21 protein-coding genes and 2 tRNA genes are annotated in these 22,296 nt (G+C 67.8%); 11 read left to right on the plus strand and 12 right to left on the minus strand.

Annotated elements, in window-relative coordinates; genetic code table 11:
• Positions 1–152: 152 nt before the first annotated feature.
• Positions 153–1,052, minus strand: a complete 900-nt coding sequence (locus ABIC90_RS07230; RefSeq protein ID WP_354353404.1) for a GNAT family N-acetyltransferase — start codon at positions 1,050–1,052, stop codon at positions 153–155.
• Between the two features lie 146 nt (positions 1,053–1,198).
• Between ABIC90_RS07230 and ABIC90_RS07235 the strand changes: the two genes are divergently transcribed.
• From ABIC90_RS07235 to ABIC90_RS07255, 5 genes are all read left to right on the plus strand, one after another.
• Entirely contained in the window at positions 1,199–2,887 is a 1,689-nt protein-coding gene (locus ABIC90_RS07235; RefSeq protein ID WP_354353405.1) for an FAD-dependent oxidoreductase, read from the plus strand.
• A gap of 50 nt (positions 2,888–2,937) precedes the next feature.
• Positions 2,938–3,201 (plus strand): UBP-type zinc finger domain-containing protein, encoded by a 264-nt coding sequence (locus tag ABIC90_RS07240; protein ID WP_354353406.1) that lies wholly within the window; start codon positions 2,938–2,940, stop codon positions 3,199–3,201.
• 103 nt (positions 3,202–3,304) lie between these two features.
• Positions 3,305–4,009, plus strand: a complete 705-nt coding sequence (locus ABIC90_RS07245) for a glutathione binding-like protein (RefSeq protein WP_354353407.1) — start codon at positions 3,305–3,307, stop codon at positions 4,007–4,009.
• A 46-nt stretch (positions 4,010–4,055) separates the two neighbouring features.
• Positions 4,056–4,132: transfer RNA gene (locus ABIC90_RS07250), tRNA-Pro, on the plus strand.
• A gap of 49 nt (positions 4,133–4,181) precedes the next feature.
• Positions 4,182–4,258 (plus strand) — tRNA-Arg (locus ABIC90_RS07255).
• A gap of 602 nt (positions 4,259–4,860) precedes the next feature.
• Here ABIC90_RS07255 and ABIC90_RS07260 read toward each other — a convergent pair.
• Genes ABIC90_RS07260 through ABIC90_RS07270 form a run of 3 tightly spaced genes read right to left on the minus strand, consistent with a single transcriptional unit; the run spans position 4,861 to position 7,201 of the window.
• The gene (locus tag ABIC90_RS07260) at positions 4,861–5,352 is read right to left on the minus strand and encodes an NUDIX hydrolase (protein WP_354353408.1); all 492 of its coding nucleotides are present in this window, start codon (positions 5,350–5,352) and stop codon (positions 4,861–4,863) included.
• Positions 5,353–5,362: 10 nt separating this feature from the next.
• A complete protein-coding gene (locus ABIC90_RS07265; RefSeq protein ID WP_354353409.1) occupies positions 5,363–6,778 on the minus strand; it encodes a trypsin-like peptidase domain-containing protein in 1,416 nt (471 codons plus the stop codon).
• Positions 6,779–7,201, minus strand: a complete 423-nt coding sequence (locus ABIC90_RS07270; RefSeq protein WP_354353410.1) for a universal stress protein — start codon at positions 7,199–7,201, stop codon at positions 6,779–6,781.
• Positions 7,202–7,380: 179 nt separating this feature from the next.
• On the opposite strand from ABIC90_RS07270, the gene ABIC90_RS07275 reads away from it, so the two are divergent.
• The 4 genes from ABIC90_RS07275 (at position 7,381) to ABIC90_RS07290 (ending at position 11,571) form a co-directional block, all read left to right on the plus strand.
• The gene (locus ABIC90_RS07275) at positions 7,381–7,908 is read left to right on the plus strand and encodes a flavodoxin family protein (protein ID WP_354353411.1); all 528 of its coding nucleotides are present in this window, start codon (positions 7,381–7,383) and stop codon (positions 7,906–7,908) included.
• A gap of 49 nt (positions 7,909–7,957) precedes the next feature.
• Positions 7,958–9,412 (plus strand): trypsin-like peptidase domain-containing protein, encoded by a 1,455-nt coding sequence (locus ABIC90_RS07280; RefSeq protein ID WP_354353412.1) that lies wholly within the window; start codon positions 7,958–7,960, stop codon positions 9,410–9,412.
• A 50-nt stretch (positions 9,413–9,462) separates the two neighbouring features.
• Positions 9,463–9,837, plus strand: a complete 375-nt coding sequence (locus ABIC90_RS07285; RefSeq protein ID WP_354353413.1) for a TraR/DksA C4-type zinc finger protein — start codon at positions 9,463–9,465, stop codon at positions 9,835–9,837.
• Between the two features lie 69 nt (positions 9,838–9,906).
• Positions 9,907–11,571, plus strand: coding sequence for a PHA/PHB synthase family protein (locus ABIC90_RS07290; protein ID WP_354353414.1), 1,665 nt, complete (start codon positions 9,907–9,909; stop codon positions 11,569–11,571).
• A gap of 65 nt (positions 11,572–11,636) precedes the next feature.
• Here ABIC90_RS07290 and ABIC90_RS07295 read toward each other — a convergent pair whose 3' ends face one another.
• From ABIC90_RS07295 to ABIC90_RS07325, 7 genes are all read right to left on the minus strand, one after another.
• Positions 11,637–13,163, minus strand: coding sequence for an AAA family ATPase (locus tag ABIC90_RS07295; protein ID WP_354353415.1), 1,527 nt, complete (start codon positions 13,161–13,163; stop codon positions 11,637–11,639).
• Between the two features lie 16 nt (positions 13,164–13,179).
• The gene (locus tag ABIC90_RS07300) at positions 13,180–15,657 is read right to left on the minus strand and encodes a cation-translocating P-type ATPase (RefSeq protein ID WP_354353416.1); all 2,478 of its coding nucleotides are present in this window, start codon (positions 15,655–15,657) and stop codon (positions 13,180–13,182) included.
• Between the two features lie 62 nt (positions 15,658–15,719).
• Complete coding sequence (locus ABIC90_RS07305; RefSeq protein WP_354353417.1) at positions 15,720–16,304, minus strand: exopolysaccharide biosynthesis protein; 585 nt, start codon at positions 16,302–16,304, stop codon at positions 15,720–15,722.
• A 1-nt stretch (position 16,305) separates the two neighbouring features.
• Positions 16,306–17,148 (minus strand): universal stress protein, encoded by an 843-nt coding sequence (locus tag ABIC90_RS07310; RefSeq protein WP_354353418.1) that lies wholly within the window; start codon positions 17,146–17,148, stop codon positions 16,306–16,308.
• A 149-nt stretch (positions 17,149–17,297) separates the two neighbouring features.
• The gene (locus tag ABIC90_RS07315) at positions 17,298–17,522 is read right to left on the minus strand and encodes a hypothetical protein (protein WP_354353419.1); all 225 of its coding nucleotides are present in this window, start codon (positions 17,520–17,522) and stop codon (positions 17,298–17,300) included.
• Between the two features lie 140 nt (positions 17,523–17,662).
• Entirely contained in the window at positions 17,663–18,043 is a 381-nt protein-coding gene (locus ABIC90_RS07320; protein ID WP_354353420.1) for a hypothetical protein, read from the minus strand.
• A 54-nt stretch (positions 18,044–18,097) separates the two neighbouring features.
• Positions 18,098–19,135, minus strand: coding sequence for a zinc-dependent alcohol dehydrogenase family protein (locus ABIC90_RS07325; protein ID WP_354353421.1), 1,038 nt, complete (start codon positions 19,133–19,135; stop codon positions 18,098–18,100).
• Between the two features lie 110 nt (positions 19,136–19,245).
• Between ABIC90_RS07325 and ABIC90_RS07330 the strand changes: the two genes are divergently transcribed.
• Complete coding sequence (locus ABIC90_RS07330; RefSeq protein WP_354353422.1) at positions 19,246–20,505, plus strand: MgtC/SapB family protein; 1,260 nt, start codon at positions 19,246–19,248, stop codon at positions 20,503–20,505.
• 447 nt (positions 20,506–20,952) lie between these two features.
• Positions 20,953–21,789 carry a universal stress protein gene (locus ABIC90_RS07335; RefSeq protein WP_354353423.1) on the plus strand — a complete coding sequence of 279 codons (837 nt, stop codon included), beginning with the start codon at positions 20,953–20,955 and terminating at the stop codon, positions 21,787–21,789.
• 102 nt (positions 21,790–21,891) lie between these two features.
• Here the strand turns inward: ABIC90_RS07335 and ABIC90_RS07340 are convergent, their stop codons facing one another.
• Positions 21,892–22,281 carry an RT0821/Lpp0805 family surface protein gene (locus ABIC90_RS07340; protein WP_354353424.1) on the minus strand — a complete coding sequence of 130 codons (390 nt, stop codon included), beginning with the start codon at positions 22,279–22,281 and terminating at the stop codon, positions 21,892–21,894.
• Positions 22,282–22,296 lie beyond the last annotated feature (15 nt).

The following is a 22,296-nucleotide window of genomic DNA, read 5'->3' on the forward strand; positions in this document are numbered from 1 at the left end:
GACAGTGTCGACGTCATTTGTGACAGTCGAATGACATTCCCGTGACGCGACTTTCTCCCGCTCTTCCGCTCGCACGGCAAGCTGCTTGTGCGGCTCCATCATCCCCGGCGCCAGGGCGGGCGGCCCGCCCTCGGGCCGGGCAGCCGCCGGCTTCATGCGCCGAGGAAGTGCTTGCGATAGCGCGCCGGCAAGTCGTCGATGCGCATCAGCATCGGCAGGTCGGCGGCGTTGAAGTCCGGGTCCCAGGCCGGGGCACCCAGCACCTTCGCGCCCAGGCGCAGGTAGCCCTTGATGAGCGCCGGGGGCTCCACATCCAGCGTGCTGTCCAGGCGTTCGACCGGCAGCGGCAGGCGCGGCTGCACCTGGTATTGGATCGGCGCCATGTGGGTGGCCGACACCTGGCGCCAGATGCTGGCCGCCGCATCGCCGTTGGTCACGCCGTTGTGCGACATCGGAATGCTCGCGCAGCCGATCATGGTGTCCAGCTTGTTGCGGTGCATGAAGCCGGCCAGCGCACCCCACAGCGCGAGGATCACCCCACCCTGGCGATGCTCGGGATGCACGCAGCTGCGGCCCAGTTCGACCATGCGCTCGCGCAAGTCGCGCAGGCGGGTCAGGTCGAATTCGGTGTCGCTGTAGGTGCTGCCGACGCGGCGCGCCTGGGCCGGCGTGAGCACCCGGTAGGTGCCGATGACCTGGCTGGTGAGCTCGTCGCGCACCAGCAGGTGTTCGCAGAAGTCGTCGAAGAGGTCAATGTCGTGGCCGGCCACTGGCGAAGAGACCCGGGCACCCATCTCGCCGACGAACACGTCATAGCGCAGGCGCTGCGCGGCGCGTACGTCGTCCAGGTGGCGAGCCCAGCCGACCGTGATGCCCTGTTTGGCTTCGGCGGGCGGCGGCAGGATGACGGCGGGCGCCTGCGGCACCGACACGCGGGCGTCGGTGGCGGCACCGGCCACACCGGATGCGGCTGCGGCAGAAGGCACAGGCCACAAGGCCGCGCGCAGGCCGAGCTGCGAAAGCGGAAACGTCGGGTTGGGCAGTTCTTTCATCGGGAACCCTTTCTGCCGGGGGAGTCTCCGCACCTGCGATGAAGCCGGCGTGTCAGGCACATGGCAGGCGCATGACGGTGTTACAGCCGGTTCGGCGCACTTCGTCGTCTAATTCACCGGATTCGCGACATGGAGCTTGGACACACATGGCAACCGACGCAAACGGCACCCAGGGCATCGACAGCAGCCGCCTTCACCAGACTTTTCCCGTCCTCAGCGACACCGAGATCGCACGCATTGCCCGCTTCGGCAGCGTGCAGCGGTTCGCGCGCGGCGAGCGGCTCTTTACCGCCGGAGAAACCAGCCCCGGCATGTTCGTGCTGCTCAAGGGCGTGGTGTCCGTCACGCAACGCGACGGCCTCGGCCATGTGGTGCCGATCGTGCGGCAGGGCCCGGGCGAGTTCCTGGCCGAAGTCGGCCAGCTGAGCGGTCGCCCTGCCCTGGTCGACGGCCACGCCGATGAAGACGTGGAGGCGCTCATCGTGCCGCCCGCGCAACTGCGCGCGCTGCTGGTGGCCGAGGCTGACCTGGGCGAGCGCATCACCCGCGCGCTGATTCTTCGCCGCGTGGCGCTGATCGAATCCGGCGCCAGCGGGCCGGTGCTGATCGGCCAGCCGCAATCGCGCGACATGGCGCGGCTGGAAAATTTTCTGGGCCGCAACGGCCATCCCTATCACCTGGTCGATGCCGCCAAGGACCCCGACGCGGCCGCGCTGCTGGCGCAGTACGGCACCTGCCAGCTGCTGGCCGTGTGCCCCGACGGCTCGGTGCTGGTGAACCCCACCGAAGAGGCGCTCGCGCGCTGCCTGGGCATGGTCGATACCGCCGAGCACGACGCGCTGTACGACGTGGCCGTGGTCGGCGCAGGGCCGGCCGGCCTTGCCACCGCGGTGTATGCCGCCTCCGAAGGCCTGCGCGTGATCGTGATCGATTGCCGTGCCTTCGGCGGCCAGGCCGGCGCCAGCGCGCGCATCGAAAATTACCTGGGTTTTCCGACCGGCATCTCGGGCCAGGCGCTGGCCGGCCGTGCCTTTGTGCAGGCCCAGAAATTCGGCGTCGAGATGCTGATCCCGGCCAAGGTCGTGTCGCTGGACTGTTCGCGCGACAACGCGCGCGAGAGCTTGGCCGTCCGGCTGGCCGACGGCCGCACCATCCATGCACGCACGGTGGTCGTTGCCAGCGGCGCGCGCTACCGGCGCCCCGAAGTGCCGCGCCTGGCGGAGTTCGAAGGCCGCGGCATCTGGTACTGGGCCTCGGCCATCGAAGCGAAGATCTGCTCGCAGCAGGAAGTGGCGCTGGTCGGCGGCGGCAACTCGGCCGGCCAGGCGGCGGTGTTCCTGTCGCGCCATGCGGCCAAGGTCAACGTGCTGGTGCGCGGACCGTCGCTGGCGGCCAGCATGTCGCGCTACCTCATCGACCGCATCGAGGCCACACCCAACATCGAACTGCAGCCGCACACCGAACTCGTGCGCCTGCACGGCGGGTCCAACGAAGGCCTCACCGGCGCCACCTGGCGCTGCCACACCACGGGCGCCGAGCACGACTGCCCGGCGCGCAACATCTTCCTGTTCGTCGGCGCCGAGCCTGAAACCTCGTGGCTCGAAGGCTGCGGCGTGGCGGTCGACAAGCACGGCTTCGTGGTGACGGGTGCAGCGGCGAGCAGCGGTTTTCCTGCGCGGCCTTCGGCGGCGCTCGAATCCAGCGTGTCGGGCGTGTTCGCCGTGGGCGACGTGCGCTCGGGCTCGGTCAAGCGCGTGGGCGGCGCCATCGGCGAAGGCGCTGCGGCAGTGGCGCTGATCCATCAACATCTGTCGCAGGCCACGGCGGTGGCTTGACCGCTTTCTTTTTCCGCTTTTTTTCCAGCCGTTCATCAAGGAGTTCTTCGGTGCCCATCAAAGCCTGTGACCACGTGCCCTCCACCCTTGCGCAGCCCCACACGCGGCGCGGGTGCGAGGACTGCCTGAAGACCGGCGACACCTGGGTGCATCTGCGCCTGTGCGTGCACTGCGGCCACGTGGGCTGCTGCGACTCGTCGAAGAACCGGCACGCCACGCGGCATGCGCAGACCGAAGGGCACCCCGTCATCCAGTCGATGGAACCCGGCGAAAACTGGATGTGGTGCAACACGCACCAGCTGCAAGTGGGCTGAAAAAGCCTGCCGCAAGGCGAATTCCCGCGCCGGCACGGGTTTGGATTGGCGCCTATAAGCTGCGCCCTCTTGCCCATCACATCCACGCACCGGAGCCCGCGACATGCCCGCATCGCCCATCGAGGTCTATTCCTGGCCCACGCCCAACGGCCACAAGATTCACATCATGCTGGAGGAGTGCGGCCTGCCCTACCGCGCGCACCCCGTGAACATCGGCAAGGGCGACCAGTTCGCGCCCGAGTTCCTGCAGATCAGCCCCAACAACAAGATCCCCGCCATCACCGATCCCGAGGGGCCAGACGGCAAGCCCATCTCGCTGTTCGAGTCGGGCGCGATCCTGGTCTACCTTGCGGGCAAGACCGGCCAGTTTTTGCCCACCGGCGACCGCGAACGCTACGACGTGCTGCAATGGCTCATGTTCCAGATGGGCGGCGTCGGCCCCATGCTCGGACAGGCGCATCACTTTCGACTCTACGCCCCCGAGAAAGTCGCCTATGCGATCGACCGCTACAGCAACGAAGCCAAGCGCATCTACGGCGTGATCGACAGGCAACTGGCCAAGAACAGGTTCATTGCCGGCAAGAGCTATTCGATTGCCGACATCGCCATCTTCCCGTGGCTGCGCAGCTGGGAAAACCAGGGCATCACCCTCACCGACTTCCCGCACCTGAAGGCATGGTTCGAGGGCATCGCCGCGCGCCCGGCCGTGCAGCGCGGCGTGAAAGTACTGGCCGATCTGCGCCAGCCGATCACCGGCGACAAGGAGCGCGAGATCCTTTTCGGCAAGACGCAATACGAGAAACGTTGAGAAAGTCCGGAACCGGTCGATATCCGGGCTAGAATCGAGGGCTTGTCGGGGTGTAGCGCAGCCTGGTAGCGCATCTGGTTTGGGACCAGAGGGTCGAAGGTTCGAATCCTTTCGCCCCGACCAAGTTTTCTTCTCGTATTTCGTCTTTTTGCTTCTGTCCGGCCCGGAATCTCTGCCCGTAGCTCAGTTGGATAGAGCACCTGCCTTCTAAGCAGGTTGTCGGGGGTTCGATCCCCTCCGGGCAGGCCACCATCTGTCGAGTAAAACGCTAAAGGCGAGGCACCATGCGGCCTCCTGCGTGTACCCAGCGTAGTACCACGTTCCAGAATCCAGTCGATGGAGCAGGCGGTCAACCTGACCCCGTCCATGCTGTCGCTACTGCACGAGCGCATCAGGCACGCCGTACTCCGTACGGACGATGAGCGCCGCGCGTCAAGCCGACTCCCACTGGTCGGCTCATTTTTGGTCAACCGGCTAAACAGTGTCTTCAAGCCTAAACGATCAGCCCAAACACTCCCTTGACACGCGCGCGACTTGTTAGCCTGCTCTAAGCGCCACGACCCGGCAGTTGGACGATCGTCTGCCGGCATGCGAGGCAACCTAAGTCGCGCGTAACGCTTGCACTCAAAACCCACCATCGATTCGCGCGCGTGGCGCGTCGACCTTCACTGAATCTGCAACGTAGCTCAAGGCCAAGGCCTGCGGGTCTTTTTCATCAAGCTTGACCTGAGCCAGCGAGGGGTGGCAGACAGAGCCGTGCCGGCCGCGGCGAGCGTGAACATAAAGGTGCGGCGCTCGGGGTGGCTTGCGGCCACTGTTGAATGCGAGGCCGCACGCGACCTTGCGCAAGATCAAACCGAGGGCGCGTTGCGCAGTTCAGGCACAGCATCGACTGGACCCACTTCGTACAGCAACTGCGTGTGGATCGCAGTGAGCGAAATCGCCTGCGTGAGCACTGCAACGAGGCTGCGCGCACACAGCAACGGCAGTTCTTCCGGGCTCGCCCATCGAAATCCATTCATCTCGGGGCGTTGCCGTCCCTGACGGTCCGTGTAGAAGCTGGAGCACACGCAGCGTTTCGCATCGAAGGGCACTACCAGCACGGCGAAAAGCCGGAGCACCTTGTCCTTGCGATAGTTGAATAGTCCGATCTCCCTCAACTGCCCGGGCGACAGCCGCAGCCCGCATTCCTCGAACGTCTCGCGCGCGGCGTTGCACGCGCCCTGCTCTTGCATTTCACGCCCGCCCTTCGGGATGTCCCAGTAGCGGCTTTCGTTCGCATGGCCGAGCAACAGATTGCCAGCGGGGTCAAAGACCAGCACGCCGCAGCTGACCGACTTCATCGCCGCGGCCTCAAGGTGCCAAGGCCGCGTCCTTCGCCGTGCGCGGAGGAATCGGTATATAGCTTCTGTTCGTGCCGCGCATGACCAGCAGCGCCACCGCGTCACTCCTCGGAATGGACTGGATCGCCGCATCGAAATCCGCCAGGCGAGCCACCCGCACGTCGTTGACCGCGATCACCGCGTCGCCATAGCGCAGCCCCGCGCGCTGCGCCGACCCGGACGCCGCCTGCACATAGAGGCCGGGGTCTTGCAGGCTGATGCCCAGCACCCCTTTGCGCTCCAGCAGTTCAAGTCCGAACCGGACCTCGCGAGCGTTGGAGCGCGCAGCGAGCTTCGGCACGATGTCCGGCGCACTCTGGGCCACGCCGACCTGCACCGTCAACAGGGCCCTGTTCCGCCACACGCGCAAGCTCAATCGGCTGCCCTGGCCGGCGCTGGCCACGCGGTCCTGTATCTCGACATAGGACATCGGCGCGGCTTCCCCTACGGCAAGCACCACGTCGCCGCTGCGGAGCCCCGCCATCTCGGCCGGGCTGTCCGCATCGACGCGCACGACCAGTGCGCCCAACGCTGCATCGAGTCCGAATGCCGGCGCCAGGTCGGGCGTCAGCGCCTGGGTACGGGCGCCGATGTGGCCGCGCGTGACTTTTCCCGTTGCACGAAGCTCGTCCGCCACCCGCATCGCGGTATCGATGGGCAGGCTGAACGACACCCCGGAATATCCGCCGCTTGCGGAATAGATCATCGAGTTCATGCCCACCACATTTCCCCGCTCGTCGAGCAGGGGGCCGCCCGAATTGCCCGGATTGAGCGCGACATCGGTCTGTATGAGCGGCACACCGTTGCCACCCGGCATGTAGCGCGGATGGGCGCTCACCACGCCGGCGGTCACGCTGTGTTCGAAGCCGAACGGCGCCCCCATGGCCGCGACCCATTCACCTGGGCACAGTTCGCTGCTGCGGCCCAAGGCAACCACCGGCAGGTTCGACGCGGCGATCCGCAGGAGCGCGACGTCGGTGCGGCGGTCGATGCCCACCAACTCCGCATCGAAGCGGCGTTGGTCCGAAATGGCGACGGAAATCGCCTGCGCGCCGGTCACCGCGTGAGCGCTTGTCAGGATGTAGCCGTCGCGATGGAAGATAAATCCCGATGCGAAGCCGCGGCCCGCGCCCTGCGCCCTGCGCCCCCAAGGTTGCAGGTTATCTGCGCCCGCCCACTCGTTGCCCGCCCCCGAGATGGCGATGCTCACCACCGCAGGCGACTGCCGCGCGGTCGCGGCAACGAAATCTGTGCTTTGCGATCTCGGAGCCGAAGCCGCGCGATCCATGCACGCGCGCGTCTGCGACAAGGCGCTCGCTCCACCACCGAGCGCGAGCAAACCGACCGCAGCCGCGACCGCGCCTCGCACGAGAGTTGCAGCCTTCATTCAGCGCACCAGCAGGACTGGCACCGTGCAGCCCGCCAGCACCTTGGTGGCCACCGACCCCAGCACCAGATTTTTCAGAACGCCATGGCCCCGCGAACCCATGATCACGAGATCGAAGTGCTCTTTCTGGGCGAACGATGCGATCTCTTCGGCGGGATGGCCGATCCTGTGCTCGAAACGTGCCTGGATGCCGTGCTCGGCCAGCAAGGCGCGAACCGGGTCGAGCACCATGCGGGCATCGTCCTCGTAATAGCCGTGCACAAGGTCCGGCCCTGCAAAGGCCGCGGCGCGATGCGGCACCGGCAGCACCGCATGGAACACCGTGAACGCATGCCCCGCGTTCGCCCACTCCTTGTGGGCGGTCAAGTAGGACAACATGCGATTCGTGAAGTCGCTGCCGTCGACGGCAAGCAGGATTTTCATTTTTCTCCTCGTCAGGTATGCGAATGGTCGTTGTGCGGCCGCGGTTCCGTCTTGCGCCACATCAAGAAACCGGGTCGCTCCTGCCCACCTGCACGACTGCATGCGTCCTTGATTCAGCGCAAGGTGGCCGTGCCTGCGACTGCCTACATTGGGTGCCCATGAACGAAGCAGAGGCAACCATGAACAACGTCCTGGTGATCGTCTATTCCTACACGGGTACTTCCCGCAAAGTCGCGGAACTGCTGTGCTGCCAGCAAAGCTGGCCGCTCGCCGAGGTGACCGATGCGCGCCCTCGCCGGGGTACCCTGGGCAACTGGCGTTGCATGCTCGACTCGCTCCTGCGACGCCGGCCCGCGTTTCGCTACGACGGTCCGCCGCCCAGCGACTTCGACGCAGTGGTCCTGGTGTCGCCAATCTGGATGCTGCAGCTCGCCGGCCCCATGCGCAGCTTCGTCGCGAGCCAACGCGACCGGCTGCCGGAAGTCGCTGTCCTCTCGGTCATGGGCGGCCAAGGCGGCCCCAACGCGGCAGCCGAGATCGCGACGGTGTTGGGCCGTGCGCCAATCCTGAGTTCGGCCGTCACCATGCGAGAGGTCCAGGACGGCAGTTGCGCGTTGCGACTGCAGGCCTTCGGCACCGCTGTGGGCATTGCCGAAGGTTCGCAAGTCGTGGAGCGTCCCGTCACGCTTTCGCCGCAATCGATCTGAAGACCCAATTCGAATCGACGTGACAGGCCCTCTTTCTCACTCAGGCGCGGTGTACCTCGCCGCGCGCCTCGGCTGCGCGCTCGTTGTAGGCAATGTGCTGCTCGGCGCATGTTCCGCGACCGCTTTGACGCCGCCAGGCGCGCCGGCCTCCGCCCCGGCCGAGAGCGTCGCGGCTGTCGTACCCCGCTTTTCATCTTTGGTCGCCAGCCGCAGCACATCGGTGGTCGACATCAGCACGTTGCGCATTGGGCGCGATGAAAGCCTGGAGAGCTTCGAACTCGAAATCGCTCCGGAGCACGACTTCGCCGACCGACTGGCATGGCCCCTGCCGGCCAGTGCGCGCATCAGCCAGATCCGGGACCTGGCCTCGGGCGTGATCATCGACAGCAACGGGCTCATCCTCACAAGCGCCCACGTGGTCACCAACATCGACGAAGCCCAGGTCCGGCTGGATGACGGCCGTCGCTTCACGGCGCGCGTGGTCGGCGTCGACAGGCGTACCGACGTCGGGCTCCTGAAGATCGACGCCACGACGCTGCCCGTCGCCGTCATCGGCGACTCCTCGACGCTGGGCCCCGGCGACTGGGTCGCAGCGATCAGTTCTCCCTTCGGTTTTCATGGCAGCGTGACGGCAGGCGTCGTCAGTGCGGTCGGGCGAGTCATGGGTGGCGCGGGTGAGATCCCCTTCATACAGACCGATGTGGCCATCAATCCGGGGAGCTCGGGCAGCCCCCTGTTCAACAGCCGCGGCGAGGTGGTCGGCATCAATTCGATGATCTACAGCGGCAGCGGCGGCTACATGGGCCTGTCCTTCGCGGTGCCGATCAACCTGGCGATGCGCATCGCCGGGCAACTGCGCGACCACGGCGCCGTGCGCCGGGCCTACCTGGGCGCGGAGTTCCAGGAGGTGACCCCCGCCCTTGCCCAGTCCTTCGGATTGCCGTCGACAACCGGCGCGCTGGTCGTGCGCGTCGAGGCAAACAGCCCGGCGCAGGCCTCGGGTCTTGTGCAAGGAGACGCCGTGCTGTCCCTGGACGGCAAGCCTCTTGCGAACTTCGCCGACCTTCCCCAGCAAATCGCTCAGCGCCAGCCTGGCAGCCGCTTGCAGCTGGGCGTGTGGCGAAGCGGCGCGAGCCGCATGCTGCATGCGTCGCTGGCGGTGCAGCCTGCATTGCCGGCAACCGGCTTCGCGGTCGCCGCCATCGAATGGAACGACGGGCTGGGCCTGAGCCTTGGTGAACTCTCGTCCTTGCAGCGGCTGCAACTGCGCATCGATAGCGGCCTGCTCGTGCGGGACGCCTCCGGCCTTGCGCGCAGCGAAGGCATCCGGGCGGGCGACGTCGTGGTGGCCCTGAACACAGTCAAGCTTTATCGCCTGGATGATTTCAAGCACACCCTGGCACAAGTGGCGCCCGGAACAACCATCGCCCTGCTGGTGATGCGCGATCGCCGGCTCGCCTATGTAGCCGTCCGTCTTCCGGCCGCACCGCGCAGCCGCTCCTGACCGCGGATCGGCTCTTCGCGGCACCCATTTCATTGCAAAGGGACTTCACCATGAGACATCTGAACGCCACTGACCGCCTTGTACTTCAACAACAACTCGACACGATGAAGGGCCAGGTGCTCGACGAGCTGCGAGCCTCGGCGCCTTCAGACGGCTTCGCATCGGCCGCAGGGAACCACGAAGTGCGGTCCCACGCCGACGATGCCGAAGCGGAGCGGGCCGCCGATGTGCTCATGGCCGAGATCGAGGTCGATCGCGCCAGGCTCCACGAGATCGAGCATGCGATAGCGCGCATGGCCGACGGGCGCTACGGCATCTGCGAAAACTGTGGCAGCGAAATCCCGCGCGCGCGGCTTTTCGCCCAGCCCACCGCCATCCGCTGCACCGCGTGCCAGGTGACCGCCGAATCGCACCACCGACATTGAGGCGGCGACGCTTCATCTACCCCGACGTGCTGGCGGTCCGCGCCGCGACTTTTCTGCAAGGACTCCCACGTGAGCGAAGAGCACAACGAACTCGATCGATCCCTTCACGCGGCCTGGGGCCGGCTCGGCGGCGGCATGTCGCCGGCTGCGCTGATGCTGGCCTGGTCCGACTGGGCGCTTCATTTCGCGACGCAGCCCGGACGCGGTGCCGAGGTTGCTCTGCGCGAGGCCGTGCTTCCTTCCCCTGCAGCGGCGCACGATCCCCGGCTCGCCACGGACGACTGGACGCCGTGGCCTTTCGGCATGTATCGCGAAACTTTCGAAACCGCCGGGCGGCGGCTGCTCGCCTTGGTCGATGGCGTGCGCGGCGTGGACCGGCACCACGAGCAGCTGGTTGCCTTCATGGTGCGGCAATGGCTGGAGATGGCCTCGCCCGCCAACAGCTTCGCGACCAATCCCCAGGTGCTGCAACGAACCGCCGCCACCGGCGGCGTCAACCTCCTTGTCGGCGCGTCGCATTGGGCGCAAGACTTCGGCCGCAGGGTTTCAGGGCTGCCACCCGAGGGAGCCGAGGCATTCAGGCCGGGGCATGAAGTTGCCGTCACCCCGGGAAAAGTCATTCTGCGCAATGAGCTCGTCGAGCTCATCCAGTACGCACCGACGACGGCCACGGTGCATGCCGAGCCGGTGCTTTTCGTGAGCGCCTGGATCATGAAGTACTACGTGCTCGACCTCTCACCGCACAACTCGCTGATCCGCTACCTGGTCGACAAGGGCCATACGGTCTTCGCAGTCTCCTGGAGGAATCCCGGCGCGGCCGACGCGCAGCTCGGCATGGCCGACTATCTCCAGCTGGGCGTTCGCGCCAGCCTCGACGCCGTGTCCGCCGTGCTGCCCGGTCGCCGCGTGCATGCATTGGGGTATTGCCTGGGCGGCACACTGATGGCCATCGCCGCCGCGGCGATGGCACGTGACCGCGATGACCGCCTCGCCTCTGTCACCTTGCTGGCCGCACAGACCGATTTCACCGAGCCCGGGGCGATCGGCTTGTTCATCGACGAGAGCCAGCTCGCCTTCCTCGAGGACATCATGTCGCGCCAGGGCTACCTGGACGCGGCGCAGATGGCGGGTGCCTTCCAGGCGTTGCGTCCCGGCGAGCTCGTCTGGGCGCCCATGGTGCGCAACTATCTGCTGGGAGAACGCCCCCCGATGACGGACCTGATGGCCTGGAATGCGGACGGCACCCGCATGCCCTATCGCATGCACGCAGACTACCTGCGCCACCTGTTCCTGGACAACGCATTGGCCGAGGGTCGCTACCTCGTGGACGGCCGGCCGGTGGCCCTGAACGACATCGACGTCCCGGTGTTCCTGCTCGGCACCCGCACCGACCATGTGGCCCCCTGGCACTCGGTCTACAAGTTCAACCTCCTGTGCGACGCCGACATTACCTTCGTGCTCACCGAAGGGGGCCACAACGCAGGCATCCTGAGCGAACCCGGGCATGCGCACCGAAGCCATCGGATGATGCGGCGCCGAGCGAACGGCGACTATGTGGCGCCCGACGATTTCCTGGACACCTCGCGCGAAGTCGAGGGATCGTGGTGGCCCAGCTTCCAGCATTGGCTGGTCACGCACTCCGGACCGAGGCGCCGGCCGCCCCCGATGGGCGCGCCGCGGCACGGCCTGCCGCCGTTGTGCGAAGCACCGGGCATCTACGTGCAGGCGCGCTGAGGCCGAACCCGGGCGCTTCAAGCTGCCCAGCGGCGTGCTTGGGAGCGAGCAGTCGGTCTGCGGCCTCAGGTCGCAGCGCGCCAGCGTGTTGCGATCGACGCGATGTCAACCGCGTCTTCCGTGAACACCTCGATGGCCGCCGCCTGCTCGCCGGCGGCCAGTGCCTCGTGGTTTTGCAACTGGCGCTCCAACTCGGTCAACCCGGCCTCCGAGGCGTCCGTCCCCGTCGCATCACGCTCGGTCACGCGGCGCCGCAGCACGGCTTCGCCCGCGCGGCAATCCAGGATCGTGAACGGCAGGCGCAACTCGGCGGCCAGCGCCTGGAAGCGCTGTCGCTCGGCGCCCTGCAGGAAGGTTGCGTCCACGATCACAGGGTAGCCTGCCAGCAGCGCCTCCCGCGCACAGGCCTGCAGCCGGTCGAATGTCCGGCGCGTCGCTTGCGCGCCGTAGATATCCAGGTGCAGGTCGGTGGATCGCGCCAACGGGGCAAGGCCGTGCAGGCGCTTGCGCTCCACGTCCGAGCGCACGCGTACGGCACCGACGGCGCACAGCAACTGCGCGGCCACGCTGGATTTTCCCGAGCCGGAGAAGCCATGCGTAATCATCAGGCGGGCCTCTCCGTGCCGCTGCGTCGCCAACTGCGCGGCGCACGCCAGGTAGTCGGGCCGGGCCTGCGCCGCGGGTGACGTAACCCGCGGTCCCAGGCCGGAAGCCAAGGCGCGCACCAGCGCCCTGTACACCTCGTAGAAGCGCAATACCTGCAGGCCCGGGTAGTCGCCACTGTGCTGCAGCCATGCATCGAGGAAACGGAAGGCCAGATCGCCGCGGCCGTGAGCCTTCAGGTCCATCGTGAGAAAAGCGATGTCGCTCATGACGTCGATCCAGCGCAGCGCCGGATCGAATTCGATGCAGTCGAAGGGCACGAGCACGCCTTCCAGCAGCACCACGTTGGCCATGTGCAGGTCGCCATGGCATTCGCGCACAGCCCCGCCCTGCTGGCGGGCGATCCAGGCCATGCGCAGCGACCGGTCTTGCTGCGCGACCCACTTCGTGAGCGCCGATAGGCGACCGTCGTCGCCCTGCGCCTGCAAGGCCGTCAGCACGTCCGCAGCCGCGTCGGCAACGCGTTCCGGACTGCCGAAACCGGACCCTGGTGCCGCGCGCTCCGCAGCCTCGTGCAGGGCCGCCAGCCGTTGGGCAAAGCCGTCCAGCCATGCGGGCTCGAGCCGGTCGGCCACAAGCATGTCGCGCAGCAGCGAAGAATCCGGAAATCGCTTCATGCGCACGACATGGTCGATCGGCGTGCCCGCGCCGCCGGTCCGCGGGGATTCGCGCGTGCCGCAAACCGGCGCCACGTCGATGTAGAGCGCGGGAGCAAAGCGCTGGTTCAGGCGCAGTTCCTCGTCGCAGAAATGCTTGCGGGCCTCGACGCTGCCAAAGTCCAGGAACGGCAGGCGCACCGGCTTCTTGAGCTTGAAGGCGAGCGTCTGCGTGAGCAGGACCCAGGAGATGTGCGTCTCGACCAGCGCGACCGGCTGCCCGGTCTCGCGTTGTAGTGTTTCGCGCAGTGCGTCGACCAGGGTCGTGTCCATGTGGCGTGTTTCCGGCTCAATGCTGTCGTGAGGCCGCGTAAAGGCGCCACAGCGCCCAGCCTGCGGGCAGCACGACCCACATCGCCCACGGCGACGATGCGGCCGGCAGGCCGAATATGCTTCCGACGCCAGGCACCACCGTCAGCAGGCCCCAGACCACGCACACCCCGATCAGCAGCGCATGGAACACCGTGTTGGTGTGCGCGAGCCGGACGCCGGCCCATCGGAACCACAGGAGCAGCACCAGGTTGCCCAGCACGATCGAGCCGAGGCTCGCCATGCGCAGTTCCTCGTGCGTGGCATTCAGCGCGCGGCAGACCCACTGCACCGCCACCACGCCGCCAAAGACCAGCGCGCCCATCGCGAACGCGCGTGCCGCCGAAGCCAGTGAGAACAGCGCCTCGTTGCGGTGCCGCGGCGGCACCGTCATGCTGTCGCCCGGCGCAGGCTCGGCCTCGAACACCAGCGAGCAGGCCGGGTCGATCAGCAGTTCGAGCAGCACCACGTGCAGCGGCAGCAGCAGGACCGGGCCGCCCATCACCACCGGTATCAGTGCCACGCCGACGATCGGCACATGCACCGCGAAGAGATACCCCAGCGCCTTGCGCAGGTTGGTAAAGATGCGCCGTCCTGCGCGCACCGCCTCCACGAGCGAGGCGAAGTTGTCGTCCAGCAGCACCAGCGAGGCGGCTTCGCGCGCGACGTCGGTGCCGCGCTGGCCCATCGCGACGCCGATGTCGGCCGCCTTGAGCGCGGGTGCGTCGTTCACGCCGTCGCCGGTCATCGCGACGATATCGCCTTGCTGCTGGAGCGCCCGCACGATGCGCAGCTTCTGTGCGGGGTCGACCCGCGCGAACACCTGCACCTCGCGCACGCAGCGGCGAAGCGCGTCGTCGTCCATCGCGGCCAGCGCCTTGCCGGTCAGCACTTTCGCGTCCCCGCCATCGACCAGCCCGGCCTGCTGCGCGATCGACCGGGCCGTGAGGGCTGCGTCGCCGGTGATCATGACCACGCGCACACCTGCTCGCCGGCATTCCTGGATGGCGCCTGGGACCTCCTCGCGCAAGGGGTCCATGAAGCCGAGCAGGCCCAGCGCTTCGAGGCGCAGCCCGCCAGGCAATGCGGCGTCGTCGCCGGCCTGCGCGGCGTGTCCTTCAGCCACCGCAAGAACCCGCAAGCCCGCGGCGCTCCAGTGATCGGCGGTTTCGCGCAGGCGCCGCATGCGTGCCGGTTCGGCATCGCAAAGCGCGAGCACGGCTTCCGCAGCGCCTTTGACCGCGACAGTCTGCCCGGCCTCGCCGGGCGCCTGCCCCCAGTGCACGACATAAGGCGCGCCGTCGCGAATGCCCCGCCGCGGACCGGGCGTCCACGCGGCATCGACCCCGGCCAGTCCTGCAGCTTGCGCAGCGGTGTGCACCGCGTTGTCCATGGGCTCGACGCCGCCCGGGCTGCCGGCGCGCAACGCGCCCGAGAGCAGCCGGTGAAAGCGCCCGGCGAGTTCGCCCGCGCCCAGTTTGCATTTGGCCTCCCCGTCATGCAGCACCGCGAGTGCCATGCGGTTGTGCGTCAGCGTTCCGGTCTTGTCCACGCAGAGGACCGTGGTCGTGCCCAGTGCCTCGATGGCCTGCGGCTGACGGGTCAGCACGTTCGACTTCGCCAGGCGCCAACTGCCGAGCGCCAGCATCACGCTCCAGACGACGGCGAACTCCTCGGGGATCAGCGACATCGCCAGCGTCAGCCCGATGAGCAGGCCCTGCGTCCACGAGCCTTCGCGCAGCGCGAACACGGTTGCCGCCACAACGCAGGTGAAGGCCGCAAGCCACGCGACGCGGCCCACCAGCCGGCGCAGTTCGTCCTGCAGCCGGCTCGCCCGGGGCGCGAGTTGCGCGAGCGAGTTGTGGATGGCGCCCAGCGCGGTGTGCGCGCCCGTGCCAGTCACTTCGGCCACGCCGTCCCCGCGCACCACGAGGCTGCCCGCGAAGAGCCGGCCGCTGTCGCCCTCGCCACGCGCGTGCTTGCCCAGCGGCATCGATTCGCCGGTGCGCAGGGATTCGTCGACCTGCAGCCCCACGGCCTCGACGAGCCGTGCATCGGCGGAAAGCCGATCGCCTTCGTTCACCAGCAGGCGATCGCCGCGCACCAGTTCGCGGCTCGCGATGCGCAGCGTGCGCCCCCCGCGCACGACCGAGCAGCGGGGGCTGGAAAGGTCCTTCAGCGCTTCAAGCACGCGCTCGGTCCGCTGCTCCTGGTAGATGGAGAGCCCCCCGACCAGCAGCACCGAGATCGCAAGCATCCCGGCATCGCCAAGGCTGCCAAGCAATGCGTACAGCGCGGCGGTCGCCAAGAGCAGCACAAACATCGGCTGCGTCAGCGCGTTCCAAGCGATGCGTGCCAGTCCCCTGCGCGAGACGGAGGGCAGGAGGTTCGGCCCGTCTTGACGCAGACGTTGCGCAGCTTCGTCATCCGTGAGGCCCAAAGGCTGGTTGTCGGGCACAGCGACTCCTGGTTGGCTTCTTGCAAGCGTGTCATAGCTCGCCGCCGCAGCCTTGACCTTGATCAAAGCAGGGCCCACGCCCCCCACAACACGCTGCCTGCCAACGCGAGCGACGCGATGCCGGCGGCAAAGCCCAGCAGCACCGCCAATCCGTCACCCCGCAGCCCGCCGAACGACAGCAGGCTCAATGTCATTCCAATGGGAATGTTGACCAGCGGCAAGGGAAGCACCAACAACACCGCAAGTACGCAACCCAGCCCGCCGGCACATCGCATGGCCAAAGGCCCGGTGAAGGCAACCAGCCTTGGCCGGCTGACCCGGCGGCTCCACGCCACCAGCGCATCCAATCGCGCCATGGCAGCCTCCAGATGCACGCGAGATATCGTGAGGCCGGCCAGCCATTGCGGCACCCAAACGGGCCGCCCCGCCAGCAGTTGCGCGGTGAAGAGCAACAGCGGCGCGCCGAGCACGCTCGACACACCGGGCAACGAAGGCAGGGCATTGGGCAGCGCGAAGAACAGAATCGCCGCTGCGAGACCGCCCTCGCCTGCCGCTGACACGATCTCGCCGACGCCGACCCGCGACCTGTGCTCGTCGCGCGCGAGACGGCCCAGGCTGTCCAGCCAGGCGTCGGCGCCGGCGGCCACCTCAGTGCGCCAGCAAGACCGGCACGGTCATCTGCTCAAGGATCTGCCGCGTGACGCCGCCCAGGATCCGCTCTCGCAGACGCGAATGACTGTAGCCCCCCATCACGAGCAACTCGGCGCCCAGGTCCGAGATGCGCGAGAGCAGAGCGTCCGCGATGCCGATCTCGGTCACCTCGGAACTGGCGCGAGCCCGGACGCCGTGCCGCAGCAGGAACTGGAGCATGTCCGGCACCATGAGCAGCTGCGCGTCCTCTTCATCGCGCGGGTGGCGCAGGGACAGCAACGTGACATGCGTGGCGCGTTGCAGCGCCGGCAACGCTGCCTGCAAGGCCACGGCAGATTCGCGCGAACCGTCCCAGGCAACGACGATGTTCTTGGGGATGCCCTCGAACACCCCGGCCGAAGGGACGACCAGTACCGGGCGCCCCACCTCCGTCAGCACCTGCTCTGCGAGCGCATGCACCGTGGTGTCCAGCTTGGTCGAGCCGTCGCTCTGCCCGAGCACCAGGAGGTCGCTCGCACGCCCGTAGCGCACCACGGCGTCCACCGTGACGCCGTCGACCAGCCGCATCTCGTACGAAGTGAGTCCCGAGGCGGCGATATCTTCCCGAAACTCATGCGCGATGGCTTCGGCGCGCCGGCGCAGGTAGTCGGCTGATTCGGCGATGTAGTCGGTCATGCCGGTCGCGATGGCGTCGGCGGGAATCACGCCGTCGTACAGACCGGTGGGCACGAGCCCCACGAGGTGACTCTCGTGCGCCCGCGACCACCGCGCCGCCATCGCCGCGCGCACGGGGTTTCGCGCCGAGTGATCCAGATGAACGAGGATGGTCTTGAAGTTCATGAAGGCCCCGCCAAGGTGAAGCGCCGCGCGCGGCGCAGTGAATGGGAGTGAGGCAGATGTTCGGCGACCAGGCCGGTGCGGATATTGACGCCGATCAACCCAGCGCCACATCGACAGCGGCTCATCGCGTGCGCCGATCTCTCGCAGGTTCAACCGTCGAGCGGCACACCGCCGCCGAATCTGCAGATCCACTGGTCCATGAGCTCGCGCTGCATGATGGCGCCCGAGCGCTGCCAGGCCGCCATCGTTTCCCACTGCTGGCGCTGTGCCTGCAGCAGGCTCCTGCCCAGCGCCATCTGCCAGTCGATCACGGCTTGAACATTCCCAAAGGACGTCGCGGGCGTCGGATTCGTCGAAAAGGCATCGTTGTGCATGTAGGTGTCTCCGAAGTGTAGGAACCGATCCTAGGAATGCATCGCCGCAATCGCTTGATGCATATCAAGGCGTTTGCAATTGCTCGCGAGTTCGATGCAATGCGCATCGTCAGGCGCCGGCGCGCACAGGCTTGCCCCGCTCAACCGCCCTTCATGGGCGCCGCCATGCCCGCGTGCATCGAAAAATAGCGGCGCGCCAAGGCGATCAGTTCGTTGGTGCTCATGGGACCCACCGTTTCCCAACCGACGATGCGCAGCGCCACCTCGGCGCGGTGCTTTTCGACGTAGTGGCGAAAGTCGGCCTGTGCCGTGCGGGAGCCGGCGACGAGCAACTCGGCGATGCCCTTCGTGGCATCGCACACCTCGGCAAAGAACTCGTGCTCGCTGCGCACATGGCTGCCGTGCTGGCGCGTGCAGTGGACGTGCTCCCTGACCTGCTTCGCAACAACCTGCGAAGCGTCGAACTGAAGGATTTGCGCGCTGTGGTGATCGACCCAGACGACGGCGTGGAATAGCGACATGGAAGAGCCCGTTGGAAAAAAATGAAGGAAAGAAAATCCGGTGACCGCCGGGCGCTACGCCTCGATGATCACCTTGAGCGCATGCGTCTCGGCCGCGCGAGCGAAGGTGTCGTAGGCGTCCATCACCCGGTCCAGCGTGAACCGGTGCGTGATCAGCAACGCCGGGTCGACCTTGTGCGACTGCACCGTCTTGAGCAGCATCGGCGTGGACACCGTGTCCACCAGCCGCGTGGTGATCGCGATGTTCTGCGACCACAGCCGCTCCAGGTGAAGCTCGGCCGGGTGACCGTGAACGCCGATGTTCGCGATGGTGCCGCCGGGCGCCACGATGTCCTGGCACAGCACGAAGGTGGCGGGGATGCCCACGGCCTCGATGGCCGCGTCCACGCCGCGGCCGCCGGTCAACGCGAGCACCGCTTCGGCCGCCCGGCCGTCGGTGCTGTTGACCGTGTGCGTCGCGCCGAAGCGGCGCGCCATCTCCAGCCGCCCGTCGTCCAGGTCGATGAGGATGATCTGCGAGGGCGAATAGAACTGGGCCGTGAGCAGCGTGGCCAGGCCGATCGGCCCGGCGCCCACGATGGCCACCGTGCTGCCCGGGACCACCTTGCCGTTGAGCACGCCGCACTCGAAACCGGTGGGCAGGATGTCGCTCAGCATGACCAGCGCCTCTTCGTCGGCGCCTGCGGGAATGGGATAGAGGCTGGTGTCCGCATGCGGGATCCGCACATACTCGGCCTGCGTGCCGTCGATGGTGTTGCCCAGGATCCAGCCGCCCGTGGCGCAGTGCGAATACATGCCGCGGCGGCAGTACTCGCACTTGCCGCACGACGAGATGCAAGAGATCAGCACATGGTCGCCCTGGCGAAATGCGGTCACGGCGGCCCCGACGGCTTCCACCACGCCCACGCCTTCGTGCCCCAGGATGCGGCCCGGGGTGCAACTGGGCACGTCGCCCTTGAGGATGTGCAGGTCGGTGCCGCAGATGGTGGTCTTGAGGATCCGCACGATGGCGTCGCCCGGCGCCTGGATCTCGGGCGTGGGACGGTCTTCGAGCGCTTTGAGGCCGGGGCCCCGGTAGACGAGTGCTTTCATGCCGCCACCTTAGGCGCCCCCTTGCGCCCGGCCTTTGACATGGCGCAAGGAATCGCTCCCCACTGGCCACGCCATCTTGACGCGCCGCCGCCCGGAACGACACTGAAGGCATGAATACATCCAGCACTTCGACGGCGATCGTCGGTCTTGCCGTGGCGCTGGGCATCGGCCTCATGGTCGGCATCGAGCGCGAACGTCGCAAGGGCGACGGCGACCGCCGCGCGGCCGCCGGATTGCGCACGTTCGCCATCGCAGCCCTGACCGGCGCAGTCGCACAGTTGCTGCCCTTTCCGGCGCTCGTTCCCATCGGGGGTGCGCTTGTCGCCGCGCTGGCGGTCGTGTCGCACTGGAAGAGCCGTTCGCGGGACCCGGGCATGACCACCGAGCTCGCCCTCTTCGCGACCTACCTATTAGGCGCGCTGTGCGTCGTCGAGCCGTCGCTCGGGGCGGCCTGCGGGACAGGCCTGGCGCTGCTGCTGGCGGCTCGGAGCCGGCTGCACCGATTCGCTACCGAGTTGCTCAGCGAGCAGGAGCTTCGCGACGGCGTTCTGCTTGCGGCACTCGCCCTGATCGTGCTGCCGTTCATTCCTTCCCGGCCTCTCGAGATGCTGGGCGGCATCTCGCCCAGGCCGTTGGCTGCGATGGTGTTGCTGATCATGGCGGTCCAGGCTGCGGGACAGGCCGCGGTGCGCTGGCTCGGCGTGCGCGGCGGGCTGCTGGGCGCGGGCTTTGCATCCGGGTTCGTCTCGAGCACGGCCACCGTGGCCTCGTTTGGCCACCGCGCGCGCGAGCATCCGCAGCACACAGGCCTGCTTGCCGGCGCCGCGGCCTTGTCCGCGGTGGCCACCTGGGTGCTGGCCTTGACGATGACCGCCGCGCTGTCACCGCAGGCCGGACTCGCGCTGCTGCCGGTGGCACTCGCCGGAGCAGCGGGAGCGGCAGCCGCGGGCCTGCTGCCGCTTCTGGCTCCCGTACCGTCCATCGCACTCGAGGCGCCTGCGAGCGACCGCAGCGCGCTGCGACCGCGCGAGGCGCTCGCCGTCGCGCTCGCACTGGCGCTCGTCGCGCTGCTGGTGGGCACGGCGCAGCAGCATTTCGGCGACGCGGGCCTGCAGGTCGGCATTGCGCTGGCGGCGCTGGTGGACGCGCACGCGCCCGTGGCCTCGCTCGCCTCGCTGCACGCGGCCGACGCGTTGTCGACGGATCGATTCATCCGTGGTGTGCTGGTGGCGGTCGGAACCAACACGCTCACGCGCTGTGCGGTGGCACTGACGGTGGGCGGCAGGAACTACGCGCTGCGCGTGACCGCCGCGCTGATGGCCAGCCTGGCCTGTGCCTGCGCCGTCGCAGTCTGGCTTGCGAGGCCGTGACAGGGCTGCGGCCCAGGACACAACCATCCCCAGCTTCAGTTCGATGTCACCGGCACCGTGATGGCGGCGGGCCGCCGCGCCACCTTGATCCAGCGCAAGGCTGCTGCAGGCGCGAACTTCTAGAGTGCGCCCATCCGCCGTCCAGCGCGTCCTTGGACATGTCCGTCTTATCCCGGAGAAAATCGATGGCCCCAAGCGTTTGGACTCCCAGCATCACCGTTCGCGTCCCCTTCGGATCCACGCAGGTGCGGCGCAACGCCCTGCTCACGGCCGCAGGCGTCCCCTTGGACGACGACGGCGAAGCTACCCGGGGCTTCCTTCATGAGCGCGGACCCTCGCGATTCGGCGGCGACTCGATCTGCCGCTGGTTCAGCACCGACGGCGCGGAATCGGCGCCGGCCACGACAGCAGCCCGACATGTCCCGGCCCCGCAAGGATTGCGCTGACATGGAGACGCCGCCCCTTTGTTCGATCCTCGTCCACCTGGACGGCACCGAGCGCGCCGAGGTCCGGCTTCGCTTGGCGCACCGGCTCGCGGCTCGTTTCGGCTCGGCGGTGACCGGGTTCTTTGCAGTGTCTCCGCGCGTGCTGGCAGTGTTGCCACCGATGGGCGGTCTACCTCCAATGCCTATGGCCGGCGGGATCGACGCAGACCATCGCGCCCACGCCGCCGCCGTGTTCGAGCGCCTGCTGCAAGACCACGCCAATCGCAGCGACTGGCACGAACTGCGCGGCGAGCCGGTCATCGAGAGCTTCATCCGACGCGCCCTCACCTGCGACCTCATGGTGCTGGGGCAGCGCAACCCGCGGGATGTGGCCGGATTCGACGTGCCCGGCGACTTCGTCGAGGCGGTCATGCTCGGCAGCGGCAAGCCGGCGCTGGTCGTGCCTTTCTCGGGACGGGTGTCCCCGACGCCTGAGAAGGTGCTGGTGGCCTGGCGACCCACGCGCGAGTCCGCCAGAGCGCTTTGCACCGCGCTGCCGCTGCTGCAGAGGGCCAGGGAAGTGCACCTTGTGGCCTGCACGGACGACGGCCACGACGCATCGCCCATGTCCCATCTGCGGGACTACCTGCGCCTGCACGGCGTGGAGCGGATGAAGGAACACGAGGCACCGCAGGACAGGAATGTCGGCGAGGCGCTGCTGTCGCTGGCAGAGCGGACCGGCGCCGGGCTGCTTGTCATGGGCGCCTACGGCCATAGCCGCGCGCGCGAACTTGTGCTGGGAGGTGCCACGCGCACAGTCCTGGCATCGGCAACGGTGCCGGTGTGGATGGCGCACTGACCTCGGACCGCCCCAACCCCGGGGGGGCCGCCGCCACTGCACACCGGCGCATCGCAGTTGCAGATAACGAATGGCGTGGTTCTACACCCCGCCGCCCGCACTTCAGCTGGAAATGCGCCAGGTCTCGTCGGCCTGGCGGCATGCGCTGCCGCCGATGCTGTCGGGCCGCCCGCCCACCAGCACTTCGAGCTTGAAGCCGCGGCACCGAATGCCGCGCTGCTCGAAACTGCGCGTAGGCGTGAACACAAAGCTGTTGCCGGTTTCAGGATTGCGCCAAGCCGAAGGCTGGCCGTCGGATGATGTTTGGAGCGCGGTCGCAGCGCGGCGGCGGTCGCCGTCGTCCATTGCCCGTGCCGCCACGCTGCCCGGCGCAGCGCCCGCGAGAGATCCAGTCAGCATGCCGCCGCCGGCCGCTTCACGCGCCGGAAAGCCGCTGCAGGCGGCCAGCGCCAGCCCGGCGCACAGGGCAGACAAGGCCGGCAAGAACTTCATGTCATCTCCTCGGCG

The sequence above is a fragment of the Variovorax boronicumulans genome, from assembly GCF_040544675.1.
GTDB classification, from domain to species: domain Bacteria; phylum Pseudomonadota; class Gammaproteobacteria; order Burkholderiales; family Burkholderiaceae_C; genus Variovorax; species Variovorax boronicumulans_D.